The organism is Thermophilibacter immobilis (assembly GCF_015277515.1).
Taxonomy (GTDB): Bacteria; Actinomycetota; Coriobacteriia; order Coriobacteriales; family Atopobiaceae; genus Thermophilibacter; species Thermophilibacter immobilis.
The window spans coordinates 1,301,463-1,326,728 of sequence record NZ_CP063767.1 but is presented as its reverse complement, the minus strand read 5'-3'; the positions used below and the strand labels follow the sequence as shown (position 1 = coordinate 1,326,728).

General features: G+C 66.8%; 16 protein-coding genes and 1 tRNA gene. 13 read left to right on the top strand and 4 right to left on the bottom strand.

Annotated features, from left to right (window positions below; genetic code table 11):
* Positions 1 to 190 precede the first annotated feature (190 nt).
* From gdhA to carB, 3 genes are all read left to right on the top strand, one after another.
* Positions 191 to 1,522, top strand: a complete 1,332-nt coding sequence (gene gdhA, locus INP52_RS05925; protein ID WP_194369961.1) for an NADP-specific glutamate dehydrogenase — start codon at positions 191 to 193, stop codon at positions 1,520 to 1,522.
* A 356-nt stretch (positions 1,523 to 1,878) separates the two neighbouring features.
* Positions 1,879 to 3,147, top strand: a complete 1,269-nt coding sequence (gene carA / locus INP52_RS05920; protein WP_194369959.1) for a glutamine-hydrolyzing carbamoyl-phosphate synthase small subunit — start codon at positions 1,879 to 1,881, stop codon at positions 3,145 to 3,147.
* On the top strand, positions 3,148 to 6,369 hold the full coding sequence (carB, locus tag INP52_RS05915; RefSeq protein WP_194369952.1) for a carbamoyl-phosphate synthase large subunit: 3,222 nt from the start codon (positions 3,148 to 3,150) through the stop codon (positions 6,367 to 6,369).
* A gap of 238 nt (positions 6,370 to 6,607) precedes the next feature.
* Here carB and INP52_RS05910 read toward each other — a convergent pair whose 3' ends face one another.
* Positions 6,608 to 7,330: a UTRA domain-containing protein gene (locus INP52_RS05910; RefSeq protein WP_194369944.1), complete on the bottom strand. Its 723-nt coding sequence runs from the start codon at positions 7,328 to 7,330 to the stop codon at positions 6,608 to 6,610.
* Positions 7,331 to 7,555: 225 nt separating this feature from the next.
* Here INP52_RS05910 and treP point away from each other — a divergent pair, with 225 nt between their 5' ends.
* From treP to clpX, 6 genes are all read left to right on the top strand, one after another.
* Positions 7,556 to 9,577 carry a PTS system trehalose-specific EIIBC component gene (gene treP, locus INP52_RS05905; protein ID WP_194369942.1) on the top strand — a complete coding sequence of 674 codons (2,022 nt, stop codon included), beginning with the start codon at positions 7,556 to 7,558 and terminating at the stop codon, positions 9,575 to 9,577.
* Positions 9,578 to 9,645: 68 nt separating this feature from the next.
* Complete coding sequence (locus INP52_RS05900) at positions 9,646 to 11,349, top strand: alpha,alpha-phosphotrehalase (RefSeq protein ID WP_194369940.1); 1,704 nt, start codon at positions 9,646 to 9,648, stop codon at positions 11,347 to 11,349.
* A gap of 602 nt (positions 11,350 to 11,951) precedes the next feature.
* Positions 11,952 to 12,038: transfer RNA gene (locus INP52_RS05895), tRNA-Leu, on the top strand.
* A gap of 54 nt (positions 12,039 to 12,092) precedes the next feature.
* The gene (gene tig / locus INP52_RS05890; protein WP_194369938.1) at positions 12,093 to 13,463 is read left to right on the top strand and encodes a trigger factor; all 1,371 of its coding nucleotides are present in this window, start codon (positions 12,093 to 12,095) and stop codon (positions 13,461 to 13,463) included.
* 83 nt (positions 13,464 to 13,546) lie between these two features.
* The gene (locus INP52_RS05885; protein WP_194369936.1) at positions 13,547 to 14,164 is read left to right on the top strand and encodes an ATP-dependent Clp protease proteolytic subunit; all 618 of its coding nucleotides are present in this window, start codon (positions 13,547 to 13,549) and stop codon (positions 14,162 to 14,164) included.
* A 4-nt stretch (positions 14,165 to 14,168) separates the two neighbouring features.
* Positions 14,169 to 15,485: an ATP-dependent Clp protease ATP-binding subunit ClpX gene (clpX, locus tag INP52_RS05880; RefSeq protein WP_194369934.1), complete on the top strand. Its 1,317-nt coding sequence runs from the start codon at positions 14,169 to 14,171 to the stop codon at positions 15,483 to 15,485.
* Between the two features lie 93 nt (positions 15,486 to 15,578).
* Here clpX and INP52_RS05875 read toward each other — a convergent pair whose 3' ends face one another.
* The gene (locus tag INP52_RS05875) at positions 15,579 to 16,703 is read right to left on the bottom strand and encodes a glycosyltransferase family 8 protein (protein WP_228478270.1); all 1,125 of its coding nucleotides are present in this window, start codon (positions 16,701 to 16,703) and stop codon (positions 15,579 to 15,581) included.
* A gap of 99 nt (positions 16,704 to 16,802) precedes the next feature.
* On the bottom strand, positions 16,803 to 17,588 hold the full coding sequence (locus INP52_RS05870) for a TatD family hydrolase (RefSeq protein WP_194369932.1): 786 nt from the start codon (positions 17,586 to 17,588) through the stop codon (positions 16,803 to 16,805).
* A gap of 424 nt (positions 17,589 to 18,012) precedes the next feature.
* Here INP52_RS05870 and INP52_RS05865 point away from each other — a divergent pair, with 424 nt between their 5' ends.
* Genes INP52_RS05865 through INP52_RS05855 form a run of 3 tightly spaced genes read left to right on the top strand, consistent with a single transcriptional unit; the run spans position 18,013 to position 22,864 of the window.
* Positions 18,013 to 20,694 (top strand): valine--tRNA ligase, encoded by a 2,682-nt coding sequence (locus tag INP52_RS05865; protein ID WP_194369930.1) that lies wholly within the window; start codon positions 18,013 to 18,015, stop codon positions 20,692 to 20,694.
* A gap of 53 nt (positions 20,695 to 20,747) precedes the next feature.
* Complete coding sequence (locus INP52_RS05860; RefSeq protein WP_194369922.1) at positions 20,748 to 21,401, top strand: ABC transporter ATP-binding protein; 654 nt, start codon at positions 20,748 to 20,750, stop codon at positions 21,399 to 21,401.
* Positions 21,398 to 22,864 (top strand): hypothetical protein, encoded by a 1,467-nt coding sequence (locus INP52_RS05855; protein WP_194369920.1) that lies wholly within the window; start codon positions 21,398 to 21,400, stop codon positions 22,862 to 22,864. Before INP52_RS05860 ends, INP52_RS05855 begins: the two co-directional genes overlap by 4 nt.
* Positions 22,865 to 22,896: 32 nt before the next feature.
* On the opposite strand, the gene INP52_RS05850 is transcribed toward INP52_RS05855, so the two are convergent.
* On the bottom strand, positions 22,897 to 23,637 hold the full coding sequence (locus tag INP52_RS05850; protein WP_194369918.1) for a tRNA threonylcarbamoyladenosine dehydratase: 741 nt from the start codon (positions 23,635 to 23,637) through the stop codon (positions 22,897 to 22,899).
* A 206-nt stretch (positions 23,638 to 23,843) separates the two neighbouring features.
* Here INP52_RS05850 and INP52_RS05845 point away from each other — a divergent pair, with 206 nt between their 5' ends.
* Complete coding sequence (locus tag INP52_RS05845) at positions 23,844 to 25,151, top strand: substrate-binding domain-containing protein (protein ID WP_228478269.1); 1,308 nt, start codon at positions 23,844 to 23,846, stop codon at positions 25,149 to 25,151.
* Positions 25,152 to 25,266: the final 115 nt, after the last annotated feature.

The window sequence follows — 25,266 nt, the reverse complement described above, 5'->3', positions numbered from 1 at the left end:
TCCCAGCTTGCCAAAGGGTGCGGCATGGCCTGCGTCGGTGGCGAGAGACGCGTGTGTACGAGAGATTTCGCATCAGGTTCGATATCGTTACGCATCGGGTGCCCCTTTGCGCGCCCCCGGCGTTCGAACCTATTCTCATCTGGGCTTTCTGGGACGGGTTCCCGGAGGCAAGCTGACTAGAGGAGTGCACATGACATATTCCGAGAGGGTCCTGAGGGAGCTCGAGGAGCGCTACGCCAACGAGCCCGAGTTCATAGAGGCGGCCGACAGGGTCCTAGGTACGCTGCAGCCCGCGCTCGACGCCCATCCCGAGTACGAGCGGGCGGCCATTCTCGAGCGCCTCGTCGAGCCCGAGCGTGTCGTCATCTTCCGCGTCCCCTGGGTCGACGAAGCCGGCGCGGTGCAGGTCAACCGTGGGTATCGCGTCGAGTTCAACTCGGCGATCGGGCCCTACAAGGGCGGTCTGCGCCTGCACCCATCCGTGAACCTCTCGATCCTCAAGTTCCTCGGCTTCGAGCAGACGTTCAAGAACTCGCTCACCACGTTGCCCATGGGCGGTGGCAAGGGCGGCTCCGACTTCGACCCCAAGGGCAAGTCCGACCGCGAGGTCATGGCCTTCTGTCAGAGCTTCATGTGCGAGCTCTACCGCCACATCGGCCCCAACACCGACATCCCCGCCGGCGACATCGGCGTGGGCGCGCGCGAGATCGGCTACCTCTTCGGGCAGTACAAGCGCCTGCGCAACGAGTGGTCTGGCGTCCTCACGGGCAAGGGCCTCTCCTTTGGCGGCTCGCTCGCCCGCACGGAGGCCACCGGCTACGGCGCGGTCTACTTCCTGAGCCACATGATGGCCGAGCGTGGCGAGAAGCTCGCCGGCAAGACCCTCGCCCTGTCCGGATCCGGCAACGTGGCCATCTACGCCGCCCAGAAGGCCTCGGAGCTCGGTGGCAGGGTCGTGACCGTCTCCGACTCCAGCGGCTACGTCTTTGACCCTGAGGGCATCGACGTCGCTCTGCTCAAGGACGTCAAGGAGGTTCGCCGCGCCCGTCTGAGCGAGTACGTGGCCGCGCGGCCCTCGGCCGTCTACCACGAGGGGGAGCGCCCCTGGGCCGAGGCCTGCGACGTCGCTATGCCGTGCGCCACGCAAAACGAGCTCCTCCTCGACGACGCCCGGGCGCTTGTTCGCAACGGCTGCTCCTACGTGGTCGAGGGCGCCAACATGCCCACCGCGCCGGAGGCCATTGATTACCTGATCGACGAGGGAGTCTCCTTCGCCCCCGGCAAGGCCGCCAACGCCGGCGGCGTCGCGGTCTCGGGCCTCGAGATGTCCCAGAACGCCGGGCACCTCTCCTGGACCTTCGACGAGGTGGACGAGAAGCTCGAGGACATCATGGCCGACATCTACGCCTCCGCTAGCGCGGCTGCCAAGACCTACGGTCACGAGGGCAACCTCGTCTTTGGCGCCAACATCGCCGGCTTCCTCAAGGTCGCCGACGCCATGATGGCCCAGGGGGTCTGCTAGGAGCCCTCCCCGTATCGGCCGTGCCCCACCTCCGTCGTTCTTTGAGTGCCATCGGCAGTTCCAAGCGAGAAACGCGCCCCTCAACTGTCGGTAGCGTTCAAAGAACCGGGGCCGGCCCCCCCGGGGGGGGCTCTGAGACGCGCGCGCCCGTTCTTTACGAAAGCGTTGCGGCGCTTTTCGAATAACGCTTGAGCTGGTATGCTACCCACGACCTTTAAGACGGTACGAGAGACCGAAAAGGCGTCCACAACAGAGTCGTCGCTGCCTTATTCGGAGTCTCCGCCCCCGGCGGTGCTCCGTTTTTCATAGGGAGGCGAGCGCTCCTCTGGGCGCAGGGCTGAAAGGGCGGTGTTGCTGTGAACCTACTGGTCGATGAGGGCGCGCATCCCAGGGCGCTTCTCGCGCTCGAGGACGGGACCCACTTCTTTGGGCGAAGCGCCGGGGCCGAGGGCGAGACCTTCGGGGAGATCGTCTTCAACACCTCGATGGTGGGCTACCAGGAGATCGTGAGCGACCCGTCCTACGCGGGCCAGCTCGTCACGCTGACCTACCCGCAGGTGGGCAACTACGGCATCAACGAGAGGGACATGCAGGCCGACGAGCTCCACCTCGCCGGCCTCGTCGTCCACGACCTGTGCTACACACCGAGCAACTGGCAGTCCGTCTTGAGCCTGCCGGAGTTTCTTTCCAGCCGCGGGGTCGTGGCCATCGAGGACGTGGACACCCGCGCCCTCACCCTGGCCATCCGCGAGGGCGGTGCCATGCGAGCCGCCCTCTCCACGACTGACCTGGATCCCGAGAGCCTCGTGGCGCGCGTGCGCGCCAGCGCCCCCATCTCCCAGCACAACTACGTGGCCGACGTCTCCTGCGCCCGGAGCCACGTGGTCGGCGCCCGCACGGCTAGCAACGCGTCAGAGCGCCCCCTGCGCGTCGTCGCCTACGACTGCGGCGAGAAGTCCGGCATCGTCCGGCGCCTCGCGGCCGCGGGCTGCGAGGTTACGGTCGTGCCCTGGGACACCCCCGCCGCAGACGTCCTGGCCAGCGCCCCTGACGGCGTGTTCTTCTCCAACGGCCCCGGCGACCCCCAGAGCGTGCCGGCGGTGGTCGAGGCCGTTCGCGCCTGCCTGGGGAAGGTTCCCGTCTTTGGCATCTGCCTGGGCAACCAGGTCATCTCGCTGGCCGCCGGCGCGCACATCGAGAAGCTCCCGTACGGCCACCACGGCGGCAACGAGCCCGTGATGAACCTGCTCACCGGCAAGGTCGAGATCACGGCGCAGAACCATAACTACGGCCCGGTCTTCTCGACCTTCGGCCCGCTGGTCCCCGAGCTCTCCGACGACGTGAGCGAGCACCCACGCGACCTGCGCTTCTGGAGCCAGCGCCGGATGGCGCCGGTCGTCATGAACAAGCGCTACGGTCGCGTGCGCCTCACCCACGTTAACCTTAACGACGGCACGCCGGAGGGCATCCAGTTCCTGGACGTCCCGGCCTTCTCGCTGCAGTACCACCCCGAGGCCAAGCCGGGTCCCAACGACTCCGCCTACGCCTTCGCGGCGTTCGCCCGCCTCATGCGCGGCGAGCAGGACTACCTTGCCATTGACGTCCGAGAGGGGAGGCGCTTCTAGATGCCCAGGCGCACAGACATCAAGAAGGTCCTGATCATCGGCTCCGGCCCGATCGTTATCGGCCAGGCCTGCGAGTTCGACTACTCCGGCACCCAGGCCTGCCGCGCCCTGCGTGCCGAGGGCTACGAGGTCGTGCTCGTGAACTCCAACCCCGCCACGATCATGACCGACCCCGAGGCGGCCGACCGCACCTACGTCGAGCCCATCACCGTCGCCTCCGTGGCCAAGGTCATCGAGCGCGAGCGCCCGGACGCCCTCCTGCCCAACATGGGCGGCCAGACTGGCCTCAACTGCGCGGTCGCCCTGGCCAAGGCCGGCGTGCTCGAGCGCTTTGGCGTGGAGGTCATCGGCTGCGACATCGACTCCATCAACACCGGCGAGGACCGCGAGCTGTTCGCGGAGGCCATGCGCGACATCGGCCTGGAGGTCGCCCGCTCCGGCGTGGCCCACTCGATCGAGGACTGCGAGAGGATCGCCAAAGAGCTGGGCTACCCGGTCGTGGTCCGCCCGGCCTTCACCCTCGGCGGCGCCGGCGGCGGCATGGCCTACGACCATGACGACCTCGTGCGCATTGCCGGCGAGGGCATCTCGCTCTCCCCGGAGGGCGAGGTCCTCGTGGAGCAGAGCGTCGAGGGCTGGAAGGAGATCGAGATGGAGGTCATGCGCGACTCCGCCGGCAACGGCGTCGTGATCTGCTCCATCGAGAACCTCGACCCCATGGGCGTGCACACCGGCGACTCGATTACCGTGGCCCCCTGCCAGACCCTGAACGACTTCGAGCTCCAGCGCCTGCGCGACTACTCGATCGCCGTCCTGGAGCGCGTGGGCGTGGCCTGCGGCGGCTCCAACGTGCAGTTCGCCGTCAACCCGGACGACGGCCGCGTCCTGGTCATCGAGATGAACCCGCGCGTCTCGCGCTCCAGCGCCCTGGCCTCCAAGGCCACGGGCTTTCCCATCGCCAAGATGGCGGCCCTGCTCTCGGTGGGCTACACCCTCGACGAGATCGAGAACGACATCACGCGCGAGACCCCGGCTTGCTTCGAGCCATCGATCGATTACTGCGTGGTCAAGATCCCGCGCTTCGCCTTCGAGAAGTTCAAGGGCGCCGACGACACGCTCACCACGCGCATGAAGGCCGTCGGCGAGGTCATGGCCATCGGCACCACCTTCGAGGAGGCCCTGCAGAAGGCCGTCCGCTCGCTGGAGCAGGGCCACGCCGGCCTGGGGGCCGACGGCTCGGGTGACTTCGACGAGGAGCGCTTCGAGGAGCGTGTGGCCACGCCCACGCCCGAGCGCATCCTCTACGTGGCCGAGGCCTTGAGGCGCGGATGGGGCGTCGAGCGCGTCTCCGAGCTCACCCGCATTGACCGGTGGTTCCTCAACCGCATCGCCGACGTCGTCCGTGCCGAGCAGGCCATCTCTGCGCGCGGCCTGGCGGGGCTCGACGCCGCACGCATGATGGCCGCCAAGCAGCTTGGCTTCTCTGACGCGCAGCTCGCCTACCTTACGGGACAGCGCGAGGACACGGTCCGCGCGGTGCGCGAGGTCCTGGGCGTGCGCCCCTGCGTCAAGACCGTGGACACTTGCGCCGGCGAGTTCGCGGCGCGCACGAGCTATCACTACCTGACCTACGTGGCCGGCGGCACGAGCGAGTTTCACGAGGCCGCGCGGCCGCGCGTGGTCATCTTGTCGGCCGGCCCCAACCGCATCGGCCAGGGCATCGAGTTTGACTACTGCTGCGTCCACGCCTCCTACGCGCTCGCCGCCCGGGGCTACGAGACCGTCATGGTCAACTGCAACCCCGAGACGGTCTCTACGGACTACGACACCTCCGACCGCCTCTACTTCGAGCCGCTCACCTTCGAGGACGTCATGAACGTCATCGAGGTCGAGCGCCCCGTGGGCGTCATCGTGACCCTGGGCGGTCAGACGCCGATCAATCTGGCGGGCCGGCTCAAGGCCGCGGGCGTCCCCATCATGGGCACCCAGCCCGAGGCCATCGACCTCGCCGAGGACCGCGACCGCTTTGCGAGCCTGCTCGACCGCCTCCAGGTCGCCTACCCGCCCTCGTCCACGGCCGAGACCGCCGACGACGCCCGCGCGGTCGCCCGGCGCGTGGGCTACCCGCTGCTCGTGCGCCCGAGCTACGTGCTCGGGGGGCGCGGCATGGGCATCGTCTACGACGACGAGGACCTCGTGCGCTACATGGCCGAGGCCGCCAGGGTCTCCCCGGACCACCCCGTCTACCTCGACGCGTTTCTCGAGGACGCCATCGAGCTCGACGTCGACGCCCTGTGCGACGGCGACGAGTGCTACGTGGGGGCGGTCCTCGAGCACATCGAGGAGTGCGGCATCCACTCCGGCGACTCCGCCTGCTGCTTCCCGCCCTTCTCGCTGTCCGACAGAATCGTGGCCCGCGTCCGCGAGACCACGCGCGCCCTCGCGCTCGCCTGTGGCATCAGGGGGCTCCTTAACGTCCAGTACGCCGTCCGCGACGAGCAGATCTTCGTCATCGAGCTCAACCCGCGCGCGTCGCGCACGGTGCCCTTCTCGTCCAAGGCCACGGGGGTGCCCCTGGCCCGCTACGCGGCCCTCGTCATGAGCGGCGAGAAGATCGCCGCCCTCGACCTGCCGGCCGAGGACCGCGAGCTGGGCTACTACGCGGTCAAGGAGGCCGTCATGCCGTGGTCGCGCTTCCCGGGCTCCGACGTCACGCTCGGTCCCGAGATGAAGTCCACCGGCGAGGTCATGGGCCTCGACGCCACCTTCCCCAAGGCCTACGCCAAGACCCGCGAGGCCATCGACTACCAGACCCCGCAGTCCGGAAGCGTCTTCGTGTCCGTGTGCGACCGTGACAAGCGCTCGATCGCCCCGGTGGCGCTCGCGCTCACGAACTTGGGTTACGACCTCGTGGCCACGCGCGGGACGGCCAAGACGCTCAAGGCCGCGGGCATCGCCTGCGAGGTCGCGCGCCCCATCAGCGAGGGGCACCCCAACGTCGTGGACCTCATGGCCGCCGGTACGATCGCCTTCGTCATCAACACGCCCCACGGTCGCGGCTCGCGCGGGGACGGCATGAGGATGCGGGGCGAGGCCGTGAGTCGCGGGATCGACATGGCCACCACCATGAGCGGCGCGACGGCGCTCGTCCAGGCCATCAGCGCCCTGCGCGAAGGCCCGCTTGTACCGTGGGCCTTGCAGGACCTGAGAGGTGTGGAGTAAAGGGGGCAGCTCGGCGGTTCCCTCTCCGTCACGATTGCCGTCATGATTTTGGTAAATTTTTGATATTAAAGTGGACACTGTCCTTCTCGACGCTCACGTGAACTGAGAAAACGCGCGCCGAGAGGGACACGTGTCTCAAAACGCCACTGTCCGCATCAAAGAAGTGTTCCAATCCGCGAAGAAGGCCGCGAGCGCCGGCAAAACCGACAAAAGCGCGGCCCGGCAGACCTCTTGCTTGCTAGACCGCTTGGCGTACGGCGGTGTCGCGGAAGCAGAAGTGGTCGGGGCGGTGGCGCGACTCGGTGTACTCGATGAGGATTCCCTTAGCATCGAAGGTCTGGCTCGTCATAACGGCCAGACAGTCGAAACCGTCGAGGTCGAGTTCGACGCTGTCATGCTTGGTCGCGTGCTCCACGGTGATGGTACGTTTGCTCATGGCGATGGTGATGCCAAGCTCGTCCTCCATGTAGTCGTAGACCGACGCGGCGGCGATCTCGCGCGTAAGGTCTGGCACCGAAGAGGCGCGGAAGAGGTTGCGGTCGAGGATGAGCCGTTCGCCGCCGATGACGCGTACGCGCTCTATGGCCGTGAGGTCGCAACCCTCCTCGAAGCCGGTCCTTCTCGCCAGCTTCGCCGTGGCGACGAGAGGGGAGAGCTCCACTACATCGGTGACGGTATCGAGGTAAGCGCGAGCCGACGCCTCTTTGTACGACTCGATGTCGCCGATGGTGAAGGTCGCCCGCCCCTGCTCTTGATAGACCACGCGCACTCCCTTGCCGTGGACAGGTTGGACATATCCCTGCTCGCGCAAAAGACCGATGGCGCGGCGCAGCGTGTTGTGGGAGCAGGCGAAGGAGAGCACGAGTTCGCTTTCCGAAGGGAGAAATGACTGGTAGGGAAAGGCACCGTTCTCGATGCTCTCGCGGATGTCGTGGTAGATGGCGTCGTAGCGCGTCTTCATGGAAACAGACCTCCAGCCTGCGTGTATTGTCGTTTCAGTGTATAGCTTATTTGAATAAGATGCGGTCACCGAGAAAATCCTACCGTTCGCGGCACTTATCGCCTTGTGTATAACTTATTCAAATGAGTTATGCCACACTGAGCTTTGACTTATTTGAATAAGTTAAGTTGCATTACGAGAATGCAGGATAAGCTACGTAGACGGGGTCAAGGAAGGGGTAGTTGCATGGGTAAGTACACCGAGGACGTAGGCAGGCTCCTAGGGCTCGTGGGCGGCAGGGAGAACATCTCCGCCGTCACCCATTGCATGACGCGCATGCGCTTCGTGCTGGTGGACGAGAAAAGGGCCGACGTTGCGGCCATCGAGGAGCTGCCGAGCGTGAAGGGCAGCTTCACGCAGGCCGGGCAGTTCCAGGTCATCATCGGCAACGACGTGTCCACGTTCTACAACGAGTTCACGGACGCCTCGGGCATCGAGGGCGTCTCGAAGGACGCGGCCAAGGCGGCGGCAGGCGCCAACCAGAACCCGCTGCAGCGCGCGATGGGCGTTCTCGGCGAGATATTCGCCCCGCTCATCCCCGCCCTCGTCTGCGGTGGTCTCATCCTGGGCTTCCGTAACATCATCGGAGAGGTCAACTTCTTCGATGCGAGCGGTGCGTTCGACCTCGAGCACGGCACGCTCTCCATCGCCGATACCTCGCAGTTCTGGATGGGCGTATACAATTTCCTATGGCTCATCGGCGAGGCCGTGTTCCACATGCTGCCCGTGGGCATCTGCTGGTCCGTCACCAAGAAGATGGGCACCACGCAGATCCTAGGCATCATCTTGGGGCTTACGCTCGTCTCCGGACAGCTCCTGAACGGCTTTGCCGTGGCAGACACCGCCGCTGCCGATATCCCCGTGTGGGATTTCGGCTTTGCGCAGGTGCAGATGATCGGCTACCAAGGTCAAGTCATCGCAGCGCTGCTCGCGGCCTTCGTGCTCGTGGGTCTGGAGAAGTTCTTCAAGAAGGTCACGCCTGAGGTCGTGAGCATGATTGTCGTGCCGTTCTTCTCCCTCGTGCCGGCCGTCATCATCGCGCACACCATCGTCGGTCCCATCGGCTGGGCCCTCGGCGACGCCATCGCCAATGCCGTGAAGTTCGGCCTGGAGTCCGACTTCCGCGTGGTCTTCGCCGCCATCTTCGGTGCCGTCTACGCGCCGCTCGTGATGACCGGCCTGCACCACATGACCAACGCCATCGACACCCAGATGGTCAACACCGTGCAGTACACAACGCTGTGGCCCATGATCGCCCTCTCCAATATCGCGCAGGGGTCCTCCGTGCTCGCCATGTCCGTGCTGCAGAGGAACAACGAGCGCGCCCAGCAGGTCAACATCCCCGCGTTTATCTCCTGCTACCTCGGTGTCACCGAACCTGCTTTGTTCGGTGTCAACCTCAAGTACAGGTTTCCGCTGATCTGCGGCATGATCGGTTCCTCCATCTCGGCGATGGTCTGCGTGGGCTTCGGCGTCAAGGCGCTCTCCATCGGCGTCGGCGGCCTGCCGGGCATCCTCTCCATCATGTTCGAGTACTGGCCGCTCTTCACGCTGTGCATGCTCCTCGCCATCGTGGTCCCCTTCGCCTTGACCTTTGTGGTGGGTTCTAGGAGGCTCTCCAGCGAGGATCGCTATGGCCGCGCCATCGGGATCGCCGGCACCTCCGAGTCTGCCGCCGCAGTCGTTCCGACTGCCGCGGCCGCTCCGGCTGCCGCCTCGGTCGCTCCGACTGCCGCGGCCGCATCCTTCGAGCTTCTCGCCCCGCTCTCCGGCACCGTCTGTCCCATCTCCGAGGTGCCCGACGACATGTTCGCCAACAAGGTCTTGGGCGACGGCATCGCCATCAAGCCCGCCGCCGGCGCAGACACCGTGGTGGCTCCTGCCGACGCTACCGTGTCGGCCACCATGCCCGGCTCCAACCACGCCATCGGGCTCACGCTCGACTCCGGGCTGGAGGTCCTTATCCACGTGGGCATCGACACAGTTGATATGGGCGGAGACGGCTTCGTGTGCAACGTCAAACAGGGACAGCATGTGAAGGCTGGCGAGCGTCTCCTGACCTTCTCCACGGACAAGATTGCCGCGGCCGGGCACTCCACGATCACCGCGGTGGTGCTCACCGAGACGGGCGACGCCACTGATATCGAGTTTTTGACTGGCATGGAGGCCACGACCGGCACTACGACGGTGGTCACCTACCGTGCCTAGCCTCCGGCGATAAGATCCGGGGGTCGGCCGGGATGGAGCTCGCGCCGGCCCCCATGAGAGGAATAATCATGAGCACGGCTAAGAGGGACTTTCACGAGGGCGTGGTCTACCAGATCTACATCAAGTCCTTCTACGACACCGACGGTGACGGTGCGGGTGACCTGCCGGGCATCACGAGCAGGCTCGACTACCTTGACCGTCTGGGTGTGGACTACCTCTGGCTGACCCCGTTCTATCCCTCGCCGCAGCGTGACAATGGCTATGACGTGGCTGACTACTGCGCCGTGGATTCGAACTACGGTACGATGGACGACTTTGACGAGCTGGTTGCGGCTGCGAGCGACAGGGGCATGGGGATCATGCTCGATATGGTGCTCTGTCACACCTCCACTCAGCACGAGTGGTTCCAGCGGGCCCTTGCCGGCGACGAGCGTTTCCGGCGCTACTACATCCTGCGCGACGGTCGAGGCTCTACGGGTGCAGGCGACCCAGGCGAGCCGCCGACCAACTGGAAGTGCCTTTTCGGTGAAAGCGCTTGGGAGTGGGAGCCGCGTCTCGGCAAGTGGTACCTGCATCTGCACGACGTGAGCCAACCCGATCTCGACTGGACCAATCCCGAGGTGCGCGAGAGACTGGCCGACGTGGTGCGTTTCTGGAAGGCGCGCGGTGTGGCCGGCTTCCGCTTTGACGTGGTGAACCTTATCTCCAAGCCGGAGGTCTTCGTCGACGACATCGAGGGCCTGGGTCGCCGCATGTTCGCCGATGGGCCGCACGTTCACGAATACCTGAAGGAGCTCGTGGAGCGCACGGACATCGGCGACATGGTGACGGTGGGAGAGATGGCCGCAACCACGCTCGAGAACTGTGTGCGCTACACCAGGCCCTCTGAGCACGAGCTCTCCATGACGTTCAGCTTCCACCATCTCAAGGTGGATTACAAAGACGGCAGGAAGTGGGAGCTCATGCCTGCCGACATCGGCCGTCTGCGCGACATTCTGCACACGTGGCAGGAGGGGATGCAGGCCGGTGGTGGATGGAACGCCCTTTTCTGGGACAACCACGATCAGCCGCGCGCTATTACGCGCTTCGGCGGTCGCGAGGCCGTGGGAGAGCGCGGCGGCTCGTGGGAGAAGGTCGGCAAGATGCTCGCCGTCTGCGACCACCTTATGCAGGGAACCCCTTACATCTACCAAGGCGATGAGCTGGGCATGACCAACCCCGGCTACACCTCTATCGAGCAGTTCGACGACGTGGAGAGCCTAAGCTACTACAACATCATGCTGGATGCAGGTAAGACGGTCGAAGAGGCCCTACATGTCGTGAACGAGCGATCGCGCGACAACTGCCGTACGCCGATGCAGTGGACCGCGGGCGAGCGAGCTGGCTTCACGACCGGCATTCCGTGGCTCACCGTGCCCGCGTCTGCCGAGAAAGTCAACGCGGATGCCGAGGTAGGCGTCGAGGGCTCGATGTTCGAGTTCTACCGCGCGCTTGTGCGCCTGCGCCACGAGGACGCGGTGGTGAGCAGGGGAGCGGTGCACTTCCTTGGCGCAGGAGCTACGGCCGATAAGGTCATCGCCTTCGAGCGGACGCTTGGCGAAGAGCGGCTTGTGGTCGTGTGCTCGTTCGACGAGGGGCGCTGCACGGTTTCAACAGACGGGCTCGCTCTCGAAGGATATGCGCGCCTTCTCGGCAACTACGACGATGAGCCCGTATGTGATGGCGGCGTGCTCGCCCTGCGTCCCTACGAGGCCGTCGTCTACCGCCGCTAGACCCTACCTTGTCTTGTCTGCCGTGCCTCGCCTCTGCTGCAGCCTTGCTTCGCAAGGATTGGGACATATCTTTGATGTTTGCGGGGACATTGTCCCTTATCGACCCCACGCTACCTGCCAAAATGCTGGGCCGAGAAGGACAGTGTCTCAAAACACTGCCGACCATATCAAATAAGCGTCCAAATCCGCAAGAGGGGACGCGCGCAAGAGGTGACGGAGGAGCTGCCGCGCGGACTCCAATCCCGCACACGAATCCAGGGCTGTGGCAATAAACGACCCCTCGCTCATGCCCTGACCCCGATTCATGCGCGTACAGACCCGCGGGATAGGCTACCGAGAGCCAAACCGGGATTTTTCAGTGGTTTTAGCCGATCACCTCGAGTATCAGAATAATCGTCGACCCTCTGACCTGCTTCTTTCCTGTCGGCAAAAGGCGAGCCACTCGATAGGCGCCGACAAAATGACTGACAAGCCTCATCTCCATCTTGGCAGGGGGCAAGACCTCGCCGTGTTCCCCGTGTGTGCCCGCGGCCCGCGTGAAATAACGCGGCCACGGTGGGTATCCAGTAGAAGTTTGCTATGATTCAAAGGCTGTGCGGACCGCGGGCGTGGCGGAACTGGTAGACGCGCTGGATTTAGGTTCCAGTGGGGGAGACCCCGTGAAGGTTCGAGTCCTTTCGCCCGCACCAGCAAGCAAGAGCAGAGGCGGGGAAGGCCCGCCTGTACAAGACACGGGAGGAACGTTGAAGATCACCGTCACCGCTGAGAAGCCGTCCGACGACAAGCTGGCCGCAAAGGTGAGCGTGCCCGCCGACGACGTCGACGCCGCCATCGCCCAGGCCTACAAGGACATCGCCCACAAGTACAACTTCCAGGGCTTCCGCCGTGGTCACGCCCCCCGTCCGGTGATCGACGGCATCATGGGCCGCGAGTCCGTGCTCGCCCAGGCCACCAACGAGATGCTCAACCAGGTCGAGCCGCTTCTGCTCGAGGAGCTCGACGTCACCCCCGTCGGACGCGTCAACTTCGGCGAGGACCCGGACCTGGCCGTCCAGGGCACCGACTACGTCGTGGACGCTACGGTGGGCGTGCGTCCCGCCTGCGAGCTCGAGTCCTACGACGCCCCCCAGATCAACATGCCCCCCGACGAGGCCACCGAGGCCGAGGTCGACTGGCAGATCAATCAGCTCCTCTCCTATCAGGTCTCCTACGAGGACCTCGAGGAGGATCGCGCGGTCGTCGAGGGTGACCTCGTCTCCGTCGACATCGAGGACGTCGAGGGCGCAGGCCATCTCGCCGGCACCAACCGCATGCTCCAGCTCGACGGCAACCAGGTCCCCGCAGAGCTCCAGGCCGGCATCGTCGGCATGAAGAAGGGGGAGACCAAGGAGATTACCTGGACTCACGAGCACGAGCACGAGGGAGAGACCCACTCCCACACCTTCACCGTCAAGGTGACCCTGAACTCGATCAAGAAGGCCGTCACCCCCGAGCTCGACGACGAGGTCGCCAAGAAGTTCGGCTTCGACACCGTCGACGCCTTCAGGGACGCCGTCAAGGAGGAGGTCGAGGGCGACAAGAAGACCTCGCTGCCCAACCTCAAGGAGGACCGCGTCGTCGAGGCCGTCGGCAAGCTGCTCAAGCTCGAGACCGTCCCCGAGGACTACCAGAACGAGATCTTCAACGAGCTCGCGACCGAGTTTTTGAATCAGCTCCAGCGCCAGAACATGTCGCTTGACATGTACCTCGGAGCTCGCGGCGTCAAGGCCGATGACTTCATCGCCGACCTGCACGTCCAGGCCGAGGAGCGTGCCCGCCAGTCGCTGGCCCTCGACGCCGTGGCCGCCAAGCTCGGCCTCGAGGCCACCGACGAGGACATCGCCAAGGAGTTCGAGCGCTCCGGCGTCGAGGACGTCGCCGCCTCCGTCAACGAGTGGCGCGGAGAGGGTCGCCTTCCGGCCATCCGAGACTCCATCAGGCGCACCAAGGCCCTCGACTGGCTGGTCGAGAACGCCAAGGTAAACGTCGTGGACGAGGTCGCCGAGCGCGCCGCCGCGGCCGACGCCCCCGAGGGGCCCGCCCCCGCCGAAGCCCCCGAGGCCTCCGACGAGTAGCGGTCCCTCTCAGCACGCATCCCTATGCCCCGGGGGGCGGCTGCGGCCTCACCCGGGGCATCGCACAACGCAAGGAGGAACTCATGCACAACCCCACCAACATCCCGCTCATCCCCTACGTGGTCGAGCAGACCCCGCGCGGCGAGCGCAGCTACGACATCTACTCCCGCCTGCTCAACGACCGCATCGTCTTTCTCGGCGAGGAGGTCACGCGCGACTCGGCCAACCTCGTCGTCGCCCAGCTCCTGCACCTGGAGAGCCAGGACCCCGACAAGGACATCTCGCTGTACATCGACTCGCCCGGCGGCGACGTCTACGCCGGCCTGGGCATTGTCGACACGATGAACTTCATCAAGCCCGACGTCTCCACCATCTGCGTGGGCATGGCCGCCTCCATGGGCGCGGTCATCCTGGCCAGCGGCGTCAAGGGCAAGCGCCTCGCGCTTCCCAACGCGATGGTCCTCATCCACCAGCCCAGCTCCGGTGCCCAGGGCCAGCAGACCGAGATCCAGATCGTGGCCGACGAGACCAAGCGCATCCGCGAGCGCATCAACCAGATCCTCGCCGACGCCACCGGCCAGCCCATCGAGAAGATCAACGCCGACACGGAGCGCGACAACTACATGCGCGCGAGCGAGGCCTGCGACTACGGCCTGGTGGACAAGGTCATCACCTCGCGCGCCGAGCAGACCCAGGAGTAGCTCGATGCCCACAAACGACCAAGACAACGGCATCGGCCCCGCCGACAACGAGATGCACTGCTCCTTCTGCGGCAAGAGCCGCAGCCAGGTGAGCAAGCTCATCGCCGGGCCCGGGGGCGTCTTCATCTGCGACGAGTGCGTCCACACGTGCGCTGACATGATCGACGAGGCCGAGTTCGACGCCGCGGACGACGTCCTCGACGCCGACTCGGCCGAGCCGCCGATCAAGAACCTCCCCACCCCGCACGAGATCTACGACGAGCTGTCGCAGTACGTCATGGGCCAGGAGAGCGCCAAGCGCGCGATGAGCGTGGCCGTCTACAACCACTATCGCCGCATCCTGTCCGGAAACGACGAGGTCAAAGAGGGCGACGAGAGCGTTGAGATCGCCAAGAGCAACATCTTGCTGCTCGGCCCCACGGGCACGGGCAAGACCCTCCTGGCCCAGACGCTCGCCCGCTTCCTCGAGGTACCCTTTGCCATCGCGGATGCCACGACCCTGACCGAGGCCGGCTACGTGGGCGAGGACGTGGAGAACATCCTGCTCAAGCTCATCACCGCCGCCGACGGCGACGTGGAGCGCGCGCAGGTGGGCATCGTCTACGTGGACGAGATCGACAAGATCGCCCGCAAGGCTGAGAACCTCTCCATCACGCGCGACGTGTCCGGTGAGGGCGTCCAGCAGGCGCTCCTCAAGATCCTCGAGGGCACCGAGGCCAGCGTGCCGCCGCAGGGTGGCCGCAAGCACCCGCAGCAGGAGCTCATTCGCATCGATACCACCAACATCCTGTTCATCTGCGGCGGCGCCTTCGTGGGCCTGGACAAGATCGTGGCCGACCGCATCGGCAAGAAGGGGATCGGCTTCAACGCCGAGGTGGGCCAGCGCGCGGTGCACGACGAGGACGCCCTCATGGAGCAGGTCATGCCCCAGGACCTCCACAAGTTCGGGATGATTCCCGAGCTTCTGGGCCGCATCCCCGTTATCACGGCCACTCGCCAGCTCACCGAGTCCGACCTCGTGAACATCCTCACCGTGCCCCGAAACGCCCTCGTGAAGCAGTATCACCGGATGTTCGAGCTTGAGGGGGTGGAGCTCACGTTCGAGGATGACGCCCTGACCGAGATCGCGCGCCAGGCGCTCGCCCGCGGCACCGGCGCGCGCGGCTTGCGGGCCATCTGCGAGTCGACGCTGCAGTCCACGATGTTCGACCTGCCGAGCGACCTGGACATCACGCAGGTCGTCGTGACCAAGGAAAGCGTCGGTGGCGGCTCGGATCCGCGACTCGTGACCACGGCCCACGGAAAGCACCGCTCCGCCTAGCGGTCCCAGAACACATGACGTTTGCGGCCGCGCGCCTCGGGCTTCTCGCCCCGGCGTGCGGCCGTCGCCCGTGTCTCCCACCCCTGCGTCTTCCTACAGGTTTCCGCCGCCGACCTTCATGTAGCCTCGGATGAGGGTCGCGCGGCGGCGGGTGCCGGCAGGGCAGGTCTTGTCGAAGGCGGGCATGAGGGCCCGATAGAGCACGATGACCTGGGCGCGCTTGGCGAGACCGGTTGCGGAGGCGCGCGATTCCTCGAGCTGGCCGCGCAGCTCATCGAGGTAGGGCGAGCGCATGGCGTAGCGCCAGAAGAGGCCGGCGCGGTCGGCGTCCGGGTAGAGCCACGGACGGTTGTCGGGTCCGGCGAAGTGGACGATGCAAGGCTTCTCGCAGGCCTCGGCGTACTCGCCGCGCACGTCGGCCGGCGCGTTGGTCACGATGTGGGTGCGCCTCAGGCGCTGCCAGTCCACCAGGTAGTTCCAGCGCATGTGGACGCGCCGGTAGTGGCCGTTCACCACCTTGTTGAGGACGTCTTGGTCGTTCCAGCGCCAGGAGCGCTCGGTGGCGATCTCGAGGAACCTCTCGGCGGAGACGGTGCGGCGCAGCTCGGCGAGGTTCATGACGAGGACGCCCGCCTGGAAGTAGTCGTGCGGGTCGTCCATCCCCAGCTCGTAGGCGAGGTAGGGCCCCACGGTGGCGTCGTAGCCGTCAATCTGGCCGATGGTGTCCGCGTCGCGCGTGGCGGCTAGGGGGTATCCCTCTACGTCGACGTCGTAGAGCTCGGCGACGTCGACGTCTACGATGAGGTCGGAGTCGAGGTAGATGGCCTTGTCCACGTTGGGGAGCAGGGACGGGGCGAGCAGGCGGAAGTAGGTCTCGGGGCGAAAGTGGCCGTGGTAGGGGAGCTCGACGTCGCCCAGGGCCGCGTCCACGTCCAGAAAGCCAATCCCCACGTTGTCCGACTTGGTCTGGCGCGTGAGCGTGATCATGGAGGCGGGGGAGATGTTGCGGGTGAGGACGATGATGTCGTAGCGCCGCGTGGCGCCCGCGTTGTCCACGATCGACTGGATCGCCACCGAGAGATAGGGCACGAAGTTCTCGCTGCAAGCGAAGACGATCACGACGTCATTGAGGGGCAGATCAAGGTCGACCGAGGAGCTGGCCAGCATCGTGGACGAGAGCAGGTTCCTCGCGCGCGTGGTCTTGCGAAGTGGCTTCATGAATCTCCCTGCACGGACCTACAGAATCTACCAACTCTACCATCTTGAGCCGAGAAGCGCCCCCACGCCGCCGCGCCCATCGTTTTGGCTCAATCGCCGTCAGTCGCCGAGAAGTGCCCGCGCGTTTTGGGCCACGAGGGCGCGCACGTCGGCTCCCCGCGCGCGGGCCAGGCTGTCGAGCGTGCGGCCGACAGAGTCGACGAGAGTCGCCGCGCCTCCCTTGTCACCGGCGGCTGCGGGCAGGTCCGTCTCGGTGAGGAGGCGCGCGGCGGGTACGAGACGCGCGTACTCGCGGCCGCGCCCCGTGGCGAGCGAGCGCTCCCCGAACGAGAACCAGCACCCCGCTCGCACTGCGCGCCAGAGCTCGGGCGTCGACCCCGAGAACCAGTGCAGTACGCAGCGGCAGCACCCGGCGGCCCCGGTGCGCTCGAGGACGTCCAGGACGTCGGTCGCGGCGCACGCGGAGTGTATCGAGAGGACCCGGGGAGCCCCCGCCGCGCTCGCCCCGGCAGCCGCCGCGCAGACGCGCTCGAAGGCAGCGGCCTGCGCGCTCCAGGCGTCGGGCGCATCGCGTCCCCTCGAGCGGTCGAGCCCCACCTCGCCCACGAGGCGCTGGTCCTCGACGGCGCGGCAGAGCTCGTCGACGTCGTGCTCGCCGCAGTGGCCGTTGGCGGCCCACCAGGGGTGCAGCCCCGCTGCGAGGGCGACGTTGGGGCAGCCCGCGAGCTCGCCCGCCGCCGTGCGCCATCCCTCCGGCGTGACCGTCACCGCGAGGACGTCGAGGCCCGCGGCGTCGGCCTCGCGTGCCACGCGGGTTGGGTGGGCGAACCAGTCGAGGTGACAGTGCGCGTCGAACAGGCGTGCTTCGTCGTCTCTGGCATCCAATGTCGGTCTCCCTTGCCGGCTCACTTCTGAGCCCTTCTTGGGTTTGGGTTCTCGAAGTCCGTCCGGTCACGTAGACGGGCCCATCCTACCTGGCACTCTGCAGCATCATCCCAAGTTTTCGTCTCCTCGTAAACCCAAACTTGTGATGGGGTTTGGGTTCGTGAGGCGAGCGTCGCTGAGTTCGGAGGACTGCGACTGCAAGCTCCCCGTCTGGCTTTGGCGGTCTAGGGCTGTTCGAAGCCTCCAAAACTGTCAAAACCAGACCGGGAGATAACGGTGAGCCAAAGGGTCGGGCTCCGAGGGCGTCGTGGCTTGCCCGGTCGTACAAGGGCGCAAACCCAAACCCGGAAGAGAGGGCCCCTCGGCCCCGCGCCCGCGCGTGCTATTCTGGTGGGCGTTTATCGTTTCTTCGGAAGGATCTGTCGTGGAAGAGATGCCCAAGACCTATGACCCCCAGGCCGCAGAGCCCGAGCTCATCCAGAAGTGGATCGACGCCGGCTGCTACCAGCGCAGCAAGGGCGTCGGTGACTGCACCGTCGTGATTCCGCCCCCCAACGTGACGGGCATCCTCCACATGGGCCACGCCATGGACGACACGATCCAGGACACCTACGTGCGCTACAGCCGCATGCGCGGCCGCTCCACCCGCTGGATTCTGGGCACCGATCACGCCGGCATCGCCACGCAGACCAAGGTCGACAAGAAGCTCAAGGACGAGGGCGTGAGCCGCCTCAAGATCGGGCGCGAGAAGTTCCTCGACGCGTGCTGGGACTGGACGCGCGCGTACGGCGGCACCATCGTCAGCCAGATCAAGCGCATGGGCTGCTCGATCGACTTCTCCGACGAGAAGTTCACCATGAGCCCCGAGTTCAGCCGCGCGGTGCGCAAGGTCTTCTGCGACTGGTATCACGGCGGCCTCATCTACCGGGGCAAGCGCATCGTCAACTGGTGCCCCAGCTGCGCCACGGCCATCTCCGACGACGAGGCCGAGTACAAGGACGAGAAGGGCCACCTGTGGTACCTGCGCTACCCGCTTGCGGAGCCCGTCGACGGCATCGACCACGTCACCGTGGCCACCACGCGCCCCGAGACCATGCTCGGCGACACGGGCATCGCGGTGAGCCCCTCCGACGAGGCCAAGGCCGGGCTCGTGGGCAAGACGGTCGTGCTCCCCATCGTGGACCGCGAGATTCCCATCTTCGCGGACTGGCACGTGGACGCGGACTTCGGCACGGGCTTCGTCAAGGTCACGCCCGCGCACGACCCCAACGACTACGCCATGGGCCAGGCCCACGACCTGCCCCAGATCAACATCTTCGACGAGCACGCCCACGTGGTCGAGGGCTATGGGGAGTTCTCCGGCATGGACCGCGACGCGTGCCGCGAGGCCGTGGTCGCCTGGTTCGACGAGCATGGCCTGCTCGAGAGGGTCGAGGAGCTCGACCACTCCGTCATGCACTGCTACCGCTGCGACACCGTGCTCGAGCCCTGGCTCTCTGAGCAGTGGTTCGTCGCCGTCGACAAGCTCAAGGAGCGCGCGACCGAGGTGGTGCGCTCCGGCGAGGTGAGCTTCCACCCCGAACGCTGGACCGAGACCTACCTCACCTGGATGGACAACCTCAAGGACTGGTGCATCTCGCGCCAGCTGTGGTGGGGCCATCGCATCCCGGTCTTCTACTGCGATGAGTGCGGCTGGGAGGACGCCCTTGAGGAGGACGTGGACGTCTGCCCGCACTGCGGGGCCAAGGTGCACCAGGACCCTGACGTGCTCGACACGTGGTTCTCGAGTCAGCTGTGGACCTTCGCCACGCAGGGTTGGCCCGAGCACCCCGAGGGGCTCGCCGGCCACCATCCCACCAAGGTCTTGGTCACGGCCCGTGACATCATCGCCCTGTGGGTCGCCCGCATGATCATGAGCTCCCTGTACTTCACCGACGAGGTCCCCTTCCACGACGTCTACATCTATGCCACGATCCTGGCCAAGGACGGCAGCCGCATGTCCAAGTCCAAGGGCAACGGCGTGGACCCCATGGAGCTCATCGAGAAGTACGGCGCGGACGCCATGCGCTTCAACCTGCTCACGCTCGTCACCAACAACCAGGACGTCAAGTTCGACGCCACGATCGACAAGAAGACCCACGAGCTCCTGGAGAGCCCGCGCACCGAGCAGGCCAAGGGCTTCGTGACCAAGGTCTGGAACGCGAGCCGCTTCGTCCAGATGAACCTCGACGGCTACGAGCCGGGCCCGGCCGCGGCCGCCACCGAGGCCGACGCCTGGATGCTCTCGCGGCTGGCCCGCGAGGTCGAGCTCGCCACCGGCCAGCTCGAGTCCTATGAGTTCGGCGACTATGCGCGCGGTCTCGAGTCCTTCTTCAGAAACGAGGTCTGCGACTGGTACGTCGAGCTCTGCAAGGGGCGCCTGGTCGGCGAAGACGCCGCTGAGCGGCTCCAGGTCCAGCGCAACCTCGTCTTCGCCCTGGACACCTGCATGCGCCTTCTGCACCCCGTGATGCCGTTCGTGACGGAGTCCGTCTGGGACGCCCTGCCCGCGAGCGGCCTCGACGCGCACGACGCGCAGTTCCTCATGGTCGCGGCGTGGCCAGAGCCCGAGGCCTACGCCGGCCTCGTTAACGACGAGGCCGAGGGATCCTTCGAGCTCCTGCGCTCGGTGGTGGGCGCCGTGCGCTCCACGCGCGCCCGATACCGCCTGTCGCCCAAGGAGCGACTCGTGACCTCCGCGCGCATGGGGGAGGCCGACGCCGCGCGCTTCACGACGCTCGCGCCGCTCGCCGAGCGTCTGGCCAACGTGGGGCTCTCCTTTGGCCCGGAGGCCCGAAAGCCCGTGGGTTCCGTCTCCGTGTCCGACGGCGCACTCGAGGTCTTCGTCGAACTCGGCGATGTCATCGACCTGGAGGCCGAGCGCGTTCGTCTCTCCAAGGAGCTCGCCCGGGCCGAGAAGGACCTTGCGAGCGTCGAGAGAACCCTCGGCAATGCCGGCTTCGTCGCCAAGGCCGCGCCCGAGGTCATCGAGAAGAAGCGTGCCCAGGCCGCCGAGCTCGAGGCCATGATCGCGCAGGTCACCGAGCAGATACGGGACTTCTCGTAGGGGGCGCCCGCAGGGCGCTTCGGCAGGCAGGCGACGACGCGAAGGGAAGTGCCATGACGGCTGCTCTGGAGGCGCGCGGACTTGGTTTCTCCTACGGGGACGAGCCGGTCTGGGAGGACGTATCACTCTCGCTCGAGGCGGGCCAGGTCGCGTTTCTCGTGGGGCCCAACGGTGCGGGCAAGTCGACGCTTCTGCGCTGCCTCGCGGGATGGCTCGCCCCGAGCGCGGGCGCGGTCCTGCTCGACGGGAACCCCTTTGGCGGCCGGCGCCGCCTCGCCCCGCGCGAGCTGGTCTATGTGCCCGACGTCCCCGCCTTCTACGACGACCTCACGGCCGCCGAGCACATCTCCTTCGTGCTTGCCGCCAACGACGCGCGCGACCTTGGACCCCGGGCTGAAGAGCTCATGGGGAGCCTCGGCCTCGCGGGCCATGAGCAGGCCCTGCCCTCGTCGTACTCGCGCGGGATGCGCGAGAAGCTCGCCTGCGTGCTCGCGCTTATGCTGTCGCCGCGCGTGGTGCTGCTCGACGAGCCCCACGGCCCGCTCGACCCCGAGGCCGCCCGCGCGCTCTCCGGGGAGCTCTCCTGCGCGGCACGCGCGGGCGCGGCGATTCTCCTGAGCTGCCACCACGACGTGCCCGCCCTCGAGCCCGACCTCGTCGTGCGCCTCGAGGGCGGCCGCCTTGCCCGGGAGGGCGTGCGGGCATGAGGCGCGCGTCTAGTCTCGGCGCGCTCGCGCGCCTCGAGCTCCTCCACGCCCGCGGGGAGCTGCGCTGGGCGCTCTTCGCGTTTGGCATCGACTCCGAGCACGACCGGGGCTTCCTCGAGAGGACCTACCAGGCCTACATGGCGCTTGTCGCCCTCGTGGCGCTTGGCCTCATGTGGTCGGGCGTGCTTGCTGCAATCGCCGCCGGTGCGGCCTCGCTCGGCGAAAGCGTTGCGCACGGCCTCGCCGGGGCACTGGGAGCGGCTCTTCCCGCTGCGGCCCTGCTCGTCGACGCGACGCGGTACCTGAGGGGGTCTCCCTTCGGCCTCATCCGCCCGGATTTCTCCTTTCTCGCGCGCCTGGCCGCTCCGGAGGAGCTTGTGCTTGCGCGCTCCTGGCGCCCCGTTGCCGCCCACCTTCTGTGCGGCGTCCTCGTGGGATGGACGCTCGCGGTCCTTGCGGGCGCCGTGTCCGTGTCGGTGTCCGTGTCGGTGCCCGTCTGGGCTGCGGGCCTCGCGGCGAGACTCGTGGCCGCGTGGCTCGCGGCCCTGCTCGCCGGGCTCACTCGCTGCGCGGTCGCGCGTCCTGGCCGCCTCGCGACGACGGCTGCGCTCGGAGTCTCCTCTCTCGGGGTGGCGGCGCTCGCCTCCCTCGCCGCCGCGGCGCCCACGCCGGCGTGGTGCGCGGCGGTTCTCGTCCTCGCCTGCGCGGACGCCCGCGTCGCCGAGCGCGCCGACATGGCGTTCGTGATTGACGACAGCGCACCCGGTGCGGCCCTGCACGAGCTGAGGCACCTGGCGCTCGTGGACGCGGGGGCCTACGGGGAGGCGCGCTGGCACGTCCGCCGCAGGTGCCGCCGGGTGCCGCGCGCGTCGTGGCACTTTGGCACGGGGCCTCGTGCCTGCACGTCTCGCGCCCTCGCAGCGCTCGTGCGCCGTCCCTCGTCGCTCGGCGGCCTCCTGTCGCTCGCCGCCCTTCTGTCCGTGGGTGCCGTCCTCATGGCGCAGGGGACCCAGACGTGGCTCCTGCTCGGATGGCTCCTGTGCCTCGGGCAGGGCCTGGTCGCCCATCCGCCCGAGCTGGGGGCCGTCTTTCGCGACGACTGCGCGAACCGTCTCCTGCGGGGCCTTCTGCCCCTCTCGGCCCTGGGCCTGCTCGCCTCGGACGTGCTGCCCGCCCTCGCCGTGAGCGTGGGCGCCTCCCTCGTGGTGACGGGTGCGGCTGCGGCGCTCGTCGGCGCCTCGCTGCCGGCGGCGCTCGCCCTCACCCTGGCCCTGCACGCGGTCGTGACGCTCGCCTGCGGCCTCGACGACCCGCGACGCGTTGCCCTGGGACCCCGTCTGACCTGCATGTCCTTCTCGGTGCTTGCGTATCTTGCAGCGGGGGCGCTCGCGCTTCTGGGGGCCGTCTGGGCGCTCGGGTGCCTGGTGGCCGGCGCGGCCCTGCTCGTCTGGTGGCTTCGCTGAGCCCCAGCCGGCCCGCGCCCAGCCTGGCGCCCCTACGCCCATCCCAACAGGTCGCGGATCACGCGGCTTGCGATCATCTGCCCCATGATGGGGGGCAGGTAGGACATCGTGCCCAGAAGCGCGCCCGAGCGTGCCCACTGCTCCTCGGAGATGGCCGCCATGCGCAGGGGCTCCTCGTCCGAGAAGAGCACCCGCAGGTCGTGCACGCCGCTTCGACGGCACCTCTTGCGCATGACGCGTGCGAGCGGGCAGTCGGTGGTGTCCTCGATGCGCGCGAAGCGCAGCCGGCACGGGTCGAGCTTGTTGGCCCCGCCCATGGCGCTGAGCTCGGCGATTCCCTCGTCCTGGCACCAGGAGGCGAGCGCGACCTTCTGCGTCACGGTGTCGATCGCGTCGACGACGTAGTCGGGGCGGGGGAGCGCCCCCAGGGCCTCTGCGAGCTCCTCGCAAGAGAGATAGAGGCGCCGCGCGCAGGCCTCGGCCGCGGGATTGATGTCGAGGACCATCTCGCGCATGACCTCGGCCTTGTCGCGTCCGAGCGTGCTCGTGAAGGCAAGCGCCTGACGGTTCACGTTGCTTGGCGTCACCATGTCTCGGTCCACGAGCACGAGGCGACCCACCCCGCCGCGCGCGAGCGCCTCGGCACACGATGACCCCACGCCGCCGAGCCCCACCACCATGACGCGTGCCTGCGCGAGCCGCGCGAGGCCCTCGTCGCCCAGGATGAGGCGCAGACGATCGGTCGCCGTCTCGGTCGTCGCTTCTTGTCCCATGCGTCTTCCCCTTCCGCTCGGCCGCAAAATGCTACCGCTTCTCCCTCCTTGGGGAGGGGCCCACGACCGCTCAGGATAATTAATCAACCGCCCAGCGGGCGGACTAATTGTGTCGGGACCATTTCGCAAGCCCTATGTTAACGTACTCATTGGGAAAGGCGCGCGGCCAAAAGGGCATCTGCGCGTCGAGAGGAAAGGAAAAGCGCATGAGTATGGATTTGTCTCGCCGTAGGTTCCTGCAGTACTGCGGCCTTGGTGTCATGGGCGTTGCGGGCACGGCCACGCTTGCCGGCTGCGGCGGCTCGAGCGACACGAGCACCGACTCCGGCTCCAGCACGGACACCAGCGACGCCACGGTCGCCAACAGCGAGAAGCCGCTCGTCTGGTTCAACCGCCAGCCGTCCAACAGCTCGACGGGCGAGCTCGACAAGGACGCCCTTAACTTCAACGACAAGACCTACTACGTCGGCTTCGACGCTAACCAGGGCGCCGAGCTCGCCGGCCAGATGGTCCTCGACTACATCAAGGCCAACGCGGACAAGATTGACCGCAACGGCGACGGCGTCATCGGCTACGTGCTCGCCATCGGCGACGTGGGCCACAACGACTCCATCGCCCGCACGCGCGGCACCCGCAAGATGCTCGGCACAGCCGTCATGAAGGGCGACGACATCGACTCCGAGGCCGTGGGCACCAACTCCGACGGCTCCTCGAGCCTGGTCAAGGACGCCACCCTCGAGATTGACGGCAAGACCTTCACCGTGCGCGAGCTCGCCTCGCAGGAGATGAAGAATTCCGCGGGCGCCACGTGGGACGCGGCCACCGCCGGCAACGCCATCAGCACCTGGGCCTCCTCCTTCGGCGACCAGATCGACGTCATCGTCTCCAACAACGACGGCATGGGCATGTCCATGTTCAACGCGTGGGGCAAGGACAACGAGGTTCCCGTCTTCGGCTACGACGCCAACTCCGACGCCGTCAGCGCCATCGCCGAGGGCTACGGCGGGACCATCTCCCAGCACGCCGACGTCCAGGCCTACCTGACGTTGCGTCTTCTGCGCAACGCCCTCGACAACGTGGACATCAACACCGGCATCTCCATCGCCGACGACGCGGGCAACAAGCTCTCCGAGGACACCTACAAGTACGTCGAGGACGAGCGCTCGTACTACTCCCTGAACGTTGCCGTCACGGCCGAGAACTACAAGGACTACTTGGACTCCACGGTCACCTGGAAAGAGGTCTCCAACCAGCTCGACGCGAGCTCCTCGCCCGAGAAGAAGGTCTGGCTCGACATCTACAACTCCTCCGACAACTTCCTCGGCTCGACCTACCAGCCGCTGCTTGAGAAGTACGACGACCTGCTGAACCTCAACGTCGACTACATCGCCGGCGACGGCCAGACCGAGGCCAACATCACCAACCGCCTGGGCAACCCCAGCGAGTACGACGCCTTCGCCATCAACATGGTGAAGACCGACAACGCCTCCTCGTACACCTCGCTTCTGAGCTAGGGCGCAAGACGGACATGCGATAGGTGACACGGCAAGAGGGAGGGTACGTCCCTCCCTCTTGCCTTTCTGCGGCGAAGTGGCCTGGGTGCCTGGTCTCTCGGACCTCGACGGCGTG